At 38.0% G+C, this 17,194-nt stretch carries 1 protein-coding gene; it reads left to right on the forward strand.

The features are described 5' to 3' along the window. Positions 1 to 110 precede the first annotated feature (110 nt). Positions 111 to 17,194: Ig-like domain repeat protein (locus F3G70_RS09940; RefSeq protein ID WP_188118152.1), on the forward strand; the 17,084-nt coding region annotated here is incomplete at its 3' end.

Raw genomic sequence — 17,194 nt, forward strand, 5'->3', positions numbered from 1 at the left:
CCTTAAACTTTCGATGAAAATGTAAAAAATATATTTCAAAAAAAGTATGGAAAGGCGTAATTATGAAGAAAAAGGAGATTATAATATTATGTTTATTGTTGTGCTTTATTTTGTCACTTCAATCAGCCGCAGCTGCTGATATAGGGTCAAACAGCACAAATACTAATGTGTCTTCAACTTCCAATATTGAAGTTGTCGAAAACGCAAATGATTTGCTGTCGAATTCAATTCTGGATGAAAATGAAACTCTGGGAGTTGGAGGCGGATCATTTACGGAACTTAATGAATTAATTAATGGTAATACTAATACTGTAATTGATTTGGGTCAAAATTATACTTATGTCAGTAGAGATTCCTTTGATGATGGTATTAAAATTAACCGGCCTTTGACTATTAACGGTAATGGGTATGCTATTGACGGTAATGGAATGGCCAGGATTTTTAATATCACTTCTTCGGTTACTCTGAATAATGTCGTATTCATTAGGGGAGCCGTTACGGGGGGTAATGATGGTGGTGCTCTCTTGATTACTGGCGATAACTGTATGATAAGTGATTCCAAATTTATTGATAACGTTGCCGGCCACAGTGGGGGTGCAATATTCTGGGATGCCGACCATGGAACCATAACGAATTCCGAATTTACTAATAACAGGGCTATGGGAGATTACCCTAATGGCGGTGACGGTGGAGCTATAATATGGATAGGTAGTCATGGTCTTGTAGATAATTGTACATTTACTGAAAATAATGCTAATGTTCGTGGTGGTGCAGTATTCTTAACTAATGATAGTACGCAGGACTGTAATAATACGACATTCAAAAATTCCAAGTTTATTAATAACCATGCAGGTACTAACGGTGGTGCTATTGATTGGCACGAAGGTGCAATTGATGGTGAAGTAACTAACTGTACCTTTGAAAATAATACTGCTGATGCTAATGGTGGTGCTGTATACTGGAGAGGCCATCATGGTGAAATTAAAGATTCTAACTTTACTAATAACACTGCTAATGGTTTAAAGAAAGGACGTTATAATAATAATGGTGATGGTGGTGCAGTATTCTGGTCTGGTGTAAATGGTACTGTAACCAACTGTAGGTTTATAGATAATGAAGCTATATGTAACAAGACTGTTGGTGTACCTAGTGGTCGTGGTGGAGCAGTCTATATAGAACCATATCAAAATGACGATGGAGGACGTAACATCTCATTCCATGATTGTTACTTTAAAGATAATAATGCAGGTAGTAATGGTGGTGCTATTGACTGGCATAAAGGTGCATTTGATGGTCTTGTTGATAACTGTACTTTTATTAATAATATAGCTAATAGATCAGGTGGTGCAATATACTGGTCAGGTACAAACGGTACTGTCAAAAAATCCACATTTACAGATAATAGGGCAACAGGTAAGTTCACCGATGACGTCGGTGGTGGTGATGGTGGAGCTGTACTATGGATTGGTAGTGAAGGTCTTGTAGATAACTGTACATTTGCTGACAACTTTGCTCAATATCGAGGTGGAGCGGTCTTCTTGCATAATGAATCCTCACAGGATTGTAATAATACTACATTTGCAAATTGTATATTTGAGAATAATGTTGCAGGTCTTAACGGTGGTGGTGTTGACTGGCAAAATGGCGCACATAACGGTAGGTTAATAAATTCAACGTTTACGAATAACACTGCATGGAGATCAGGTGGTGCAGTATACTGGCACGGTACTAACGGTACTGTAATAAATGTTACTTTTTATGACAACAAAGCTGTAGGAAACGTTTCTAAGGATTATAGAAATGTTACTAATTATACTACCTCTGGTGGTAACGGTGGTGCTATTATCTGGACAGGTTCTATAGGTACTATTGAAAATTGTAATTTCACTAAAAACAATGCTTCTCAGTTAGGTGGTGGAATATACCTTCAAAGAAATGAAAATATATCAATCAAGGATTCTTCTTTTTCCGATAATTACGCAGGAAATATTGGAGGTGCAATCAATTGGAATGTAGGTGCTGTAAACGGGGTAGTTCAAAACACGACATTTGTAAATAACTTTGCTCATGAAGACGGTGGTGCTATTTGCTGGAACGGTACTAACGGTACCCTAAAAGACCTTTACTTTTACAATAATGTTGCAGGAGACGACGGAGGTGCTGTTTTCTGGAACGGTACTAACGGTATTATAGATAATATAACATGTGATGACAACAAGGGTGTAAGTTTGCCAGGTAGTAATTCAAACGGCGGTTCAATCTGTCTTACAGGTGATAATGTTACTGTTACCAAATCCAAATTCTCTAAAACATATGCTAAAATTACCGGTGGGGCTATATTTATTACGGGTAATAATGTAAACATTACTGATTCCATATTTGAAAGGTGTAATGTTTCACACAATAATGAACATCAGGGCAAGAATTATGTAACTGGTGGTGGAGCGATTTACGTTTTAGGTAACAATTCAAATATTATTAACTGTACTTTTGAAATGGGTAACGGTAGAGAAGGTGGAATTGTTTATATCCAGGGGCATAACGCTACAATTGCAAATTCATCTTTTGAAAAAAGTTATGCAATTAATGGTGGTTCCATATATATCAAAGGGGCCAATGCAACTATTTCAAACACAAATATCAGTTTAAGTAATGCTACAAAAGCTAATATAAATGAGATTTCCGGTGCTGGTGGTGCTATTTTCATTTCAGGTGATAATGCTACAATTAACAAAACTAATTTCAAAATCACTTATTCCTTTGGTTTAAATGCTAATGCCGGCGGTGCATTGTATGTTGCAGGACATAATGCTGATATTGTAGATTCAACATTCCTTAAGGGCACATCTCAAAAATTGGGTGGTGCCATATATATTAAGGGTGATAATACAACGGTGGAATCTTCAGGATTCATAAGCAATGCTGCAGTAGCCAGTGGTTCCGAGGGTGGTGCTATTTATATTGAAGGTGCCAATACAAACATTACCCGCTCTCACTTTGAACACAATGAGGTTACTTCTGTCGGTGGTGCCGTATACATAAAAGGTGCCAATACAAACATTTCATATTCCAATTTCACAGATAACTATGCGGCGTCCCAGGCAGGGGCAATATACATGGTAGGAACAAATTCCACAATTTACGGATCAAACCTTACGAAAAACCATGCAGTATCTACTGGAGGAGCCATGTATGTTGAAGGTTTAAATGCAAAAGTACACTACACATATTTCGATTCAAACTATGCTAATAAAGGAGGTTCTATACTCTGGAGAGGAGGTTATGCCGGAAATGAAATTATAGGGTCAGTATTTGCCAATTCAAGAGCTATTGGTAATAATTTGCAAGGTGGTGCTATTTTCTGGGATGAAGGTGCCACATCAATAACAACATCCGGATCATTAATTAAAGACACTCTATTTATTAATAACACAGCTACTCACCACGGTGGAGCTATTGATTGGTATAAGACAGATAACAGTGTCATAGACAATTGTACCTTTATAAACAACCATATTTCAGCTGGTGACGGAGGTGCACTCTATTGTGGTGCTAAAGGTACCTATCAAGGGAATAACTTCACTGTTAAAAATTCAAAATTTATAAATAACACTGCCGTAACCTGTGGTGGAGCCATTGCGCTTCAGATGAAAAACAGTTTAATATTCAACAACACTTTCAGCGGAAATACTGCAAGTTACGGTGGAGATATTGCAATGAAGGAAGGTCAGGCTACAGGTACTACAATTAATAATTGTACTTTTTCCAACTCAACGGCAAACGGTAGAAGCACTTGGGGTAATCACCAAGGTGGTTCACTTTTCATTTCAGACAAAGATGTTTCCGTATTGAACTCAAAGTTTTATAACTGTACTTCACTTAAAACTAATGGTGGAGCTATTTTCTGGTCTGGTGAAAATCCAAAATTAATTAATTTAACTATTGTAAACGGTACCGCTTTATCCAAAAATGCATATGGTGGGGCTATATGTATCAATAAAAATAATGCAATTTTGATAAATATTACATGTAATGATTCCAGTGCATATCAGGGTGGAGGTATTGCTTTATTAACTGGTGCTGTTAAAATTTTCGAAAACGTCACTATCAATTCATGTCATGCTACACTCAATGGTGGTGGAATATACGTTCATGCTTCATCACAAAACAATAATCTTGTTTCAGTTACAATAAATGATTCTACTGCTGAATATGATGGTGGTGGAATGTATATCAACAGTAAAACTGTTATTACCAATATTAATTTAACCTCTGATTCCGCTAATAGGGGAGGAGGTATTTTTGTTGCAGGTATCGGCGTTCAAATAACTAACTTGACAGCAGACGAATGTAGTGCAGTCAATAATGATTTGCTTCCGGGTTTAAAGAATTCATACGGTGGAGCTATCTACTGGCTGGGAAATAGTGGTATATTGGAAAACGCCAACATTTCAAATTCCACGTCAGATTATTACGGTGGTGGTATTTACGCTACAGGATATGGACTTAAAATGACTTATATTAATATGACATCCAATTCCGCTGATTACGGTGGTGGAATATATACCGTAAATGCCGATTTGAACGTTGACAGAAAAAATCCTATTATCATCAGCTTATCTTCATTTGATAAAAATCATGCTAACGTAGAAGGAGGAGCAATCTATTCAGGATATTACTCAGGTAAAATCTTAAATTGTAACTTCACCAACAATACTGCCGATTTGGGTGGTGCAATTGCAGTTGCAAGTGACTATCAAAACATTACAAAATGTTCATTTGATGGAAATAACGCAACAAGCTCCGGTGGTGCAATTTACGTAGAAAAAGTTATGTACAGCACTGTCAGTGATTCCACATTTACCAATTCATACGCATATAATGGTGGTGGAGTATATAACTCAGGCAATTCAGGAATTGCGCTTTTCATTGACAATTGTACATTTATTAAAAACCTTGCATCCCACAACGGTGGTGCAGTTTACTATGTCATGTTAAGTACAACAGGTTTTGAGACAATATATCGTGACTATAATAATTTCGACGACAGAGGTCAGCCTGAAGACCCTGGTAGAACAACTGTCTCAATGAACACTCCTACAGGATCTTATCCGAACGTTATTTTTAATTCATACTTTAAGGAAAATGAAGATTATATATTAAATGTCACGGCTTTTGCTGAAGAAAATGTTGCAATTGTAAGTATCAGAAATCCTAAAGACATTGATAGGAGATCCCTTTTCATTGTTGTAAATTTAACCTACAAAGATACTCATGGAGATGATATACTTGTTGGTTCTGTAGAAATTAATAGGCAAAATTATGCAAGTTATTTCAATTCTCATGACCAAACATATAATGTAAACTTTTATGATTTAAATGTGACTACTTATAATATCACCGTTTTCTTTAAAGATGATAATTATTTAAATAAAACCAATCGCTCAGTAACTGTTACAATTACTGTAGATACCCGTAAAGGTGACTTCCATATCCTTCAGGGATTAATTGAAGCCGCTATAAACCAGGGATTAAACAACATTACTCTGCAGAGAAGCTATTATTTCACTGATGACAGGTATAATCAGACTACGAAAAAACCTTTAGACGACAGCTGTATGAACATAACTGACTTGAAAAATCTCAAGAATTTCACCATTTACGGTGGAGGTAACATTATCAGCGCCAAACACAACGCAACTTACGGTAACAGCAGAATATTCAATATTACTGCAGCCAATGTAACTCTGGTTGGAATCACTTTCATGGACGGTAATGCAACAGGTAATTTCAGTGATGATGTTAATCGAGGCGGAGCCCTCTTCTGGGCAGGTAAAAACGGTACTGCACTGAATTGTGACTTCATAAATAACTTTGCTGAATACGGTGGAGGAATCTACTACAATTCAACTGCGGACAATTGTAAAATCAGGGGCTGCGAATTCTATAATAACAATGCTACCATTAACGGTGGAGCAATTGACTGTAATTCATCAAAAATGAACCTTACCAATTCTTACTTCGAGGCCAATACTGCAGGTGAATACGGTGCGGCTTTATGTAGGGAAATAAATTCTACTGAAGGTTTTGGTGTTAACAACACATTTAAAGGAAATAATGCAGGTATCGGTGGTGCAGCTTTAGGTTGGATTAACGCATCAAGCATTAAAATTGACGGATATACATTCATTGACAACACAGCAGGCTTAAATGGCGGAGCGATATACGTCGGTCCGGGAAGTGGTGACTGTCTTATAAACAACAGTTACTTTGAAGGCAATTATATCAATAATCCAAACGCTGAAGGTCACGGTGGAGCAATCGAATGGTACGCAACCAGAGGTAATGTTATCAATTCAACATTCATTAACAACAGGGCTCCTACCGGAGGCGCAATATATGTCGGAGATCAATCCCAAAACATCAACATTACAGGTTCCGGATTTACAAATAACACCGCTTTACAAATCGGTGGTGCTATCGATTTGGCAGGTTCATCCGTTTCAATCAATGACTCTTACTTTAGCGAAAACACTGCTTTAAGCGGTGGAGCAATATTCGTTAGAAGTGTCGGTGAACAAAATTATATTAACGGTTCATCTTTCACCAGCAATGTAGCAACCGACGGTAAAGGTGGAGCTATTAACTGGAACGCTTCAGCAGGACAAATCTTCAACACCAACTTTACAAACAACTCCGCTAGTTATGGTGGTGGAATATATATCGGAGGTAACTCTTCAAACAGCCAAATAGTTAATGTAATATTCAAATTCAATAACGCAACCTTCAACGGTGGTGCTATAGACTGGAACGCTACCGGTGGTAAATTATACAACAACACCTTCATATCAAATTACGCAGGTGATTTCGGTGCTGCATTATGTAGGGAAGCCAATGCAACCGGAGGTGGAGGTAAAAACAACACTTTCATCTCAAACCATGCAGGAATCGGTGGTGCAGCTTTAGGTTGGATTGATTCAGTCGGAATTACAATTGACGAATATTACTTCTACAACAACACTGCTGGCATTCACGGCGGAGCCATATTCATAGGTGAAAACAGTCACAACTGTACTGTCAAAAACTCCATTTTCGCAGGAAACAATGCAACCATTCGAGACGAGCATGGTGACGGCGGGTTCGGTGGAGCTATAGTATGTCTTGCTGCAAATTCAACCGTTATAAACTCCCGCTTCACTGACAACAATGCTCATGAAGGAGGAGCAATATATGTAACCAGTGGGGCAGGTAATACAAATATCACAGGTTCAGAATTCAGAAGAAACACTGCATTCGAATACGGTGGAGCTATAGGATTAAGAGCATCAGCAGTTAACGTAAACGAATCAAAATTCTATGACAACGTCGCAAAAGAGGGTGGAGCTTTATACCTCGGTGGTAAAGGTATTACCAACACAGTATCATTATCCGTCTTTGAAGGAAACAATGCTACTGAAGGATACGGTGGAGCTATCAACTGGCTTGCATCATCAGGTAACATTACTGATTCAAATTTCACAAAAAACTCTGCAATCTACGGTGGAGGAATAGCTCTTGGAATAAACTCCGCAGACAGCCATCTTGTCAACATTACATTTGACGGCAACTACGCATACAAAAACGGTGGAGCTATTGACTGTAACGCTTCCCGTATGACACTATACAATACGACATTTAAAAACAATATCGCTGAAGAATTCGGTGCAGCTTTATGTAGGGAAGTAAACGCTACAGGAGGTAGTGGTAAAAACAATACGTTCATCGCAAACCATGCAGGAATTGCAGGCGCAGCTCTCGGATGGATGGGATCTGTCGGCATTAAAATAGATACCTATTTCTTCTACAACAACACTGCGGGCAGAGGTGGCGGAGCCATATATGTATCTCCAACCAGTCATAACTGTACTATAATCAATTCCACTTTTGACGGTAACAGAGCACTCAACGATACTATTGGTCATGGTGGAGCTATTGATTGTCATGCATCAAATGCTACTGTTGTAAATTCAACTTTCTCCAATAACAGAGCATTTGAAGGAGGTGCAATAAATGTAGAAAGTAGTTCAGGTAATACTCGGGTTACCAATTCATCATTCTCTTATAATGTCGCAACCAGCGCCGGTGGAGCTTTGAATGTTGAAGGATCATCAGTTACTTTAAATTACACTGATTTCTACTACAATAGAGCATCAAATGGTGGTGCTTTATTTGTTGGTGGTGAAGGTATTACCAATTATGTTTACTACTCCAAGTTCGTTGGAAACAATGCAAGTAACGGTAATGGTGGAGCTATTGACTGGGTTGCTTCAGCAGGTCATATCATATATTCCAATTTCACTGAAAACTTTGCCAGGTATGGTGGTGGAGTATATCTGAATGGAAATTCACGTGACAGTAATATTGATCATGCAATATTCGACAATAACCGTGCTACAGTTAACGGTGGAGCTATTGACTGGAATGCAACCGGGGGTAATTTAACAAATACCTTGTTTAAAAACAATTATGCTGCCGCTTACGGAGCTGCATTATGTAGGGAAGCCAATTCAACCGGAGGATTCGGATATAACAATTCATTCATTGCAAACAGCGCCGGAATTGCAGGTGCGGCTTTAGGATGGCTTGAAGCAAAAGGAATCAAAATCGACCACTACACTTTCATCAACAACTCTGCAGGCAAAAGCGGTGGAGCAATTTACGTTGGAGATGGCAGTGATGACTGTAAAATCCTAAATTCAACGTTTGAAGGAAATAATGTACTTACCGGCCGTGGCGGAGACGTGGATTGGGTTGCATCAAACGGTTATGTATACAATTCCACGTTTACAAACAGTATCTCCACAAACGGTGGTTCAATGTACGTTGGAGCCAATTCCGAAAACGTTACAATCCTTAACAGCACATTTACGTTATGCCGTTCACTGAATGATGGTGGAGCACTTGAAATACACGGTGACAACGCAAACATTACAAATGATGTTTTCATATCTTCATTTACCTTTAATCACGGTGCCGCAATTATGGGAATCAATGCAGATAACGCTACAATTACCAACACTACATTCAAATACAGCGTATCTGCTGGTGCTTATGACATATATGGAAAATCAAGCGGTGACGGTGGTGCAATCTACTGGAAGGACTCTTCAAATCTTACAGTTAGCAATTCAACCTTCCTTAAAAACGAAGCTCATGCATACGGTTCTGCATTATGTTTGGTTAATTGTAACGATACATTTGTCTATAATTCCACATTTGATAATGAAACTGCTGGAAACGGTATAATTTCCGTATCTGATTCAGTTAATACGACCATTAAATTAACTAAATTTAACAATGGAGCTTCCATTTTCAATGGGGGTGCCATTTACATAGACAATTCAAATGCAAATATCAGCGATTCCGACTTTGACAACGTCAAATCCGCATGGGGCTATGGTGGAATAATTTACGTTAACGGTAACGCTACAATGAACAATTTGACATTGAATGAATTTTCTTCCAAGGATGGTATCGGTGCAGGAATTTATTTCCAATCAGGAAACTCAACATTGACAAATTCATCATTATCCGGTTCCAATGCGATATGGATCAATAAAGGCGCTAATGTGACTTTAACTACAAATAATAATACTGATAATTCAGGTATTTATTCAGTATGGAATGCGGGTAATTTATGGCTTGAGAAAAACATATTTGACAGTTATATTTATAATGATGGTGATATCTGGACTAATACAACCACTAAACTTTTAAATAATGAAACTTGGAATACTACCTGGATGGAAATTTTCACATTTTGGGCTAACATTACTGATGATAACAACAATTCAATCATTTCAGTAAGAACCTTGAACACGTCTAATGATGTTTACCAGGATAAAGATAACTCCTATATATTATATAACAATACATTTACATCTCCTGCATATTTCCAAGGTGCATTCCATCTCACCGCATTTGATAATGGATTGCATAAGAATCGGGTTTATAACGGTACGCTGAATGTAAAAATGCCTGTGACCTTGAAAATAGATGTCGGTGATGTAACTCAAGAGAATTTTGATGTCACAATTTCGCTGACGCCTAAAGCAAGAAGTAACTTTACTATCGATAAGCAAATTATAAAATTCAAAATAGGAGATAAGGAAATACCTCTGGAAATTCAATGTTATGAAAAGCTAATTGATGGTTTCACAACTTGGATTCTTGCTAATGCAACTAAGGAATTGGGTCATTTGCCTGAAGGAACATATACTGTAACGGCATCATATGCAGGTGATGAAGTCCATTTAGCGGCTTATAATATAACCCAATTTACTATAAAATTACGTGAAACATGGATTAAAATAATCATTAACAACATTACTTATGGTCAAAGGGCAATCGCAAACGTTACTACTAACGCAAACGGTACTGTGCTCTTCTCCATGAATGGAAGAAATGTAAGGGAAAACATTACAGATGGTAAAATAGACGTGGTATTGCCTACCATATTGAATCCGGGCAATTATTCAATGTCCGTTGTTTATCTGGGAAACGAGTATTATAAATATGCTCTGAATCAGACTGCATTTGAAGTATACTACCTTAATTCTACTCTGAAAGTAATTCCAACCAACATAAGCTATGGTGAAGATGAAATTATCAACGTAACTTTAAACAACAATACCACTACAGGACACATTATGATTGAAATTAATGGCCGTGAATATGTGGCTCCAATTTTAAATGGAACTGCAATGTTTAATATTGACGGTTTACCTACAGGCAAATATGAAAATATCACTGCCTATTACAAGGGAGATATTCACTTCAATGGAAACTCAACCAATTTCACGTTCACGGTTAACGCAACCAAAAACTTTGAAATGGACGTTAAAGTCGATGATATCAATTTCGGACAGAACGCTACAGTAAGGGTATTGTTAAAGACCGATGCCACTGGAAATGTAACGATTAAAGTCGATGACAACATTGTTGAAACTGTTATAATATCCAACGGTACGGCCGTTCTGGGAAATATCAGCGGATTAGCCGGCGGAGAGCATATTGTAAATGTAACCTACAACGGTGATTCATCATATGCGGTTAAAAGCATAAACAATACTAAATTCATGGTACATCCTACTGAAGATTGGAAAATGGGTATATATGGTTATTATGCACCATATGGTAAAAATTCCACAATCAATGTGACTACAGCCCCTTACCCTCTGGCACGTGATAATGTAACGATAATTATTGATAATGTTACATACATTGTTCCTATCGGAGATGACGGCAACGCTACTTTAATATTGAACAATCTTTCTGCCGGAAGACATAATGGTACTGTAACTTATCTTGGCGATGCAAATTATTCAGCTAAAACATCCAAATTCTATCCTTCAATTAATCAGGCAACCCCTACAATTACATTATCCAATACTACCAATGATGTGATTGCAACGCTTAGTAAATCAGGGGGTGGTGTAACTCCAACGGGCAGTGTAACATTCAATGTTAATGGTGCAGAATACACAGTTGACCTTACCGGAGATCGTGCAGTTTTAAATGATAAGCTGGTAATCGGAAACAACAGCGTCACGGCCACGTATAACGGTGATCAAAACTATACTATTGCCAAAGCAAAAGCCAATTATACCATAGACAAGCTTCTGGCAACTGTAAACGTGACAGTAAACAACACGGTTTACGGTAAAGTTGTTGAAATCCTTGTTCGTGTCGGCGAAAACCAGACAGGATCTGTAAAGATAGAGGTAAACGGCAAGTACTATATGGATACGCTTAACAATAGAGAAGCAAAATTCAATATAATAGGATTAAATGTAAATGAGTACACTGTAAACGTATACTACAGCGGAGATTCTTCATATTTATCAGAGAATAATTCAACTAAATTCAATGTTACCAAGGCGAACATGACTGCAAACGTAACAGGTCAAAACGTAACTTCCCTTGAAAACATCAGCTTCATTATAAGTGATGTATCTCCTAGCGACTTTGCAGGAAAAGTCAACATTACTGCTGCTAAGGGCGTAAGCTATGACGGCGACATTAAAGGATTGATTGTAATGGGCAAATTGCCTGCAGGAAACTACACTGCAAACGTGACTTTCTACGGTGACAATAACTACAACAACAATACCTTAAAGGTCAAATTCACGGTTTCAAGAGCCGCTTCAGGCATGAGCGTTAACATTAGTGATGCAACCTATCCTGCTGCAGCAATAGCCGAAGTCCATGTGAATAATCATGCTAACGGTACTGTAAACATTACTGTTGACAATAAAGTCTTTAATGAAACGGTAAGGAATGGTATTGCATACGTTAATTTGGAAGGTTTATCTGCAGGTGATAAAGTTGCAAATGTTAAGTTCTTTACTGATGATGAGTATAACGACAACATGACTGCAACCGCTAAATTCAGGGTTTATAAAAACACTTCAGCCATTGAAATTGAAGTTAAAGAAGTTTACAGGGTTGGAGAGGAAATCGTAATCACATTTAGGCCTACTAATGCAACCGGTACAATAACTGCAAGCATTAACGGAAAAGCTCAGCAAGTCAATAAGGCCGACAATACTACAACTCTTCCTGACGGTTTGGCAGAAGGCACTTACACGATAATCGCTAATCTGGCAGAAGACACCAATTACGAGTCTTCCACAAACTTTAAAGTATTCAACGTTACCAAAAACGATATAAATATTACTTTAAGCGGAGGCTTAAACGTTAATTATGTCGGCACTCCTATTGTTTTAACTGCTGAGTTGAATGAAACTGTAAACGGCACTGTAGTATTTACCATTAATGGAGTTAACTACACTTCAGAGGTAAATAACGCCAATAAGACCACTTATTCATACACTCCGGTTAACAACGCAACCTTAGATATCGTTGCAGTATTTGTCGGAAATGAAAAGTATAATGCTAATTCATCAAATCCATTGCGGTTAGATGTTCAGAGACTTCCTTCATCTGTAACTTTAAGCAACGTGACTATTGAGGTTGGAGAAACCGCTAAGTTCGTAATCAGCGTTACTGAAGGCGCTACAGGTGTCGTTAATGTGACTGTCAATGGCGAAACCCAAAGCGTTGGTCTTGTTGATTCAAACGCTACAGTTTACGTCACGGGCTTGGATAGCAATCAATCATATCCTATCACGGTCAAATATCTCGGTGACGACAAGTATGAGCCAAGTGATAATCTTACCAATAACGTTAACGTCAAAAAGGCATCCAATTATGTTTATGCCGTTATCGCTTCAGATACTATTGTTGGTGGCAGCTCTACGGTCACTGTATTCTTGCCGACTGATGCTGACGGTAATGTAACAATCGGCGATAAATCCGTGAAAGTTCAGGGCGGTAAAGGCGTAATCGTTTTAGATAAGGAAACTACTGCCGGTGAAAAAACGGTATATGTAAATTACACCAACGACAGCAAATACGATAATATTACTAATGCTCCTGCAAACTATAATGTCAGCAAAGCTTCTTCAAGCGTCAATATCACTGTCGGCAATATCTATATTATCGGCGATACCGTTGTAATCGAAGTTAATCCGGTTAACGGCACTGCAAACGTAACAATAAACGGTAATAATTATACTCTTGTAAACACCAATGTTACTTTCACTGCAAATAAAACAGGTATTTATAATGTCGTTGCAACTATTGAAGAAAGCCGTGATTATTATGGATCCCGCGCTACGGCAACCTTCAACATATTTGAAGCTTCCTCAGCCATTAAAATTGAAGTTGGAGAGCTTTATAGAGTTGGTGAAACATTCACAATCAAGTACGAAGCCATTAATTCAACAGGCCCTATTACCGTAACAATCAACGGCAAAGCTTATAAGGTCATTAATAATGAAACTATTATTCCGGGCAATCTGACTGAAGGAACTTACATTATCGTTGCCAATCTGGCTAATGACACTCAGTATGGTCCTGCAACCAGTTCAAAAGTCTTCAATGTAGTTAAAAACAACATAACGATTACATTAAAAGATGTTTCCGGAAACATTTATGTCGGAACTCCAATTGATTTAACGGCTGAACTGAACGAAACTGTAAACGGAACTGTAGTATTTACCATTAATGGAGCAAACTACACAGTTCAAGTTAATAACGCTAACAAGACCACTTATACATACACTCCAGTTAACAACGATACTTTAAGGGTATTTGCCACATTCGTTGAAAATGTTAAGTATAATGCTAATTCAACCGGTCCAAAAACAGTTGATGTCGCTAAAGTCGCATCAGAAATTACCTTAAGCGACGTAAGGATTGAAATCGGCGAAACGGCAAAAATCATAATCAATGTCACTGATGGCGCTACAGGCACTGTTAACGTAACCGTTAATCACATAACCCAAAGTGTAGGTCTTGTCGATTCAAAAGCAATAGTTTACGTATCCGATTTAGAAAATGATACATATTCAATCGCTGTGAAATATCTCGGTGATGAAAAATACGCAGAAAGTGAAAACAATAATCATAATATTTATGTAAATAAGACGACCAGTTTCGACTTCACTGTTGTCGCTTCTGATACGGTTGTCGGAGGAAATTCCACAGTCACTGTCATTTTACCTGGCGATGCTGACGGTATCGTTACAATTAACGGCAAATCAGCAAATGTCGAAAATGGTAAAGCAGTTATCGTTTTAAATAAGGAAACAACCGCAGGCGAAAAGGAAATTACCGCATATTACACTGGCGGAAGCAAATATGCAGACAACTCAACTAATGCCAAGTATAATGTTTCCAAAGCCCCTTCAAGCGTAAATATTACTGTCGGAAATGTTTATATCATCGGTGATACCGTAACGATTACTTTAAGTTATGTAAATGGTACTCCTACTGTTAAAATCAATAATGCTGATTATACTATGGTAAAAGACCAAATTACCTTCAAGGCCAATAAAACTGGAGAATATAATGTTGTTGCCACCATTGAAGGAAATGATTCCTATTACGGATCTTCTGCAGCTGCAACCTTCAACATATTTGAAGCTTCTTCAGCCATTGAAATTGAAGTTGGAGAGCTTTATAAAGTCGGTGAAACATTCACAATCAAGTACGAAGCTATTAATTCAACAGGCCCTATTACCGTAACAATCAACGGCAAAGCTTATAAGGTCATTAATAATGAAACTGTTATTCCGGGCAATCTGACTGAAGGAACTTACACTATCGTTGCCAATCTGGCTAATGACACTCAGTACGGTTCTGCAACCAGTTCAAAAGTCTTTAACGTAGTTAAAAACAACATAACGATTACATTAAACGACGTTTCAGGAGTCATTTATGTCGGCTCTCCGGTCAAATTCACAGCTGAACTTAACGAAACGGTTAACGGAACTGTCATATTCAACATCAATAACGTCAGCTACACAGTTCAACTTAACAACGGCAATAAAACAAGCTACACATACACTCCAGTCAATAATGATACCTTGACTGTTGTAGCTACGTTTGCCGAAAACGATATGTATTATGCCGATTCAACCGATGCGAAAGTTATCAATGTCAAAAAGCTTCCTACATACATTAATGTAACTGTAGACAGCCCTATTGTCGTTGGAGACAATGCCGTATTTGAAATAACAATGGACCCTTCAATCAATGCAATCGTAACATTGAATCTCAGCGGTAAAACCTATAGTGTGGCCGTTAAAAATGGTGCTGCCAAATACATCGTTTCCGGATTGGACAACGCCACCTACATGGTAAACGCAAGCTTTGCAGGTGACGACATGTACCTGCCAAGCTCAAACGTCACTACATTATATGTCAATAAGGTTTCAGACTATGAAATTAAAGTCATTACCGGTGACATTGAGGTAGGTAACAACGCAACAATACTTATTGTTTTACCTTCCGATGCAGATGGTGAACTTGTCGTTAAAGTAAACAATACGGAATATCCAAACACTATAGTTAACGGCATCGCAAATGTCATTGTTGAGGGTCTTGATGTCGGCCGCTATGAAGTTAACGTAACATATAAGAATGACAGCAAATATGTGAGCAAGGATAAAAACTCCACATTCTTCAATGTCAACGCACACGTCGGCTACGACGTTATCTTAACTGTGGAAAACCATACCTTCGGTGAAAACACAATAATAACCGTTGAAGTTCCTAAAGACATAAAAGAAAACGTAACGATTGTCGTTGATGGAGACGAATACTCAGTTAAGGCAAACGCAAGTGGAATAGCTACGTTATCATTAAACAATTTATCAGGAGGTCTTCACTACGTTGCTGCAATATATGAAGGAGACAGCCATTATCTGGGCAATTCAAACTTCACTTCATTTGTCGTATCACGTGCGCAATCCGAAATTGGCATCGATTTCAACACACCTGTATTTGTCGGTGATGACGTAATTGTAAATATCAGCATGCCTCAAAAAATCAACGGATCTGTGATATTGACCGTTGGAGACGATACCTACAGCATTATCGTTAAAGATGGCAATGCAACATACACATTAAAAGACTTGATGAACGGAACTTACGCCATTAAGGCTACATTTGAAGGAAACGAAAACTACACTCAAAACAGCTCAGCCGTTAAGGACTTGGTGGTCAGTAAGATTCCTGGAAGCATCAACGTCACGGTACTCAACAAAGGCGAAATAGTCGTAGGCCAAGACGTGGAACTTGAAATTGAATTGTCACTACCTATTGACGGATCAGTCATTGTAAATGTCAATGACAAGACATACTATGTAAAAGTCAGCAACGGAAAAGCTCCTCTTGCATTATCCAATCTTAAATCTGGCAATTACACTGTAACGGTCAGTTATTCTGACGATAGGAAGTATGACATTTCACCTAACAGCACGAAATTCGAAGTATTGAATAAGATTGATTCATCAACTGTAATGAACGTTACAATCACTCAAAACGGAACAAACGCTACGGTATACGTTGAACTGCCTTCAAATGCAACAGGTAACGTGACCGTTGTCATTGACGGTAAAGTATACAACATAACCAACGTGACAGAAGGCATTGCGGTTATTAATGTTACAGACATCATGCCTGGAAATCACACGGTTGAAGTAATATACTCAGGTGACGGTAATTACACTGGCACTAATAATGTTACTGATGTTAATATTCCTAAGATTTCAGATTATGTATTTGAGGCTAATGCTACTGGTGG

Origin of the sequence: Methanobrevibacter millerae, from assembly GCF_900103415.1 — an archaeon.
Lineage (GTDB): Archaea > Methanobacteriota > Methanobacteria > Methanobacteriales > Methanobacteriaceae > Methanocatella > Methanocatella millerae.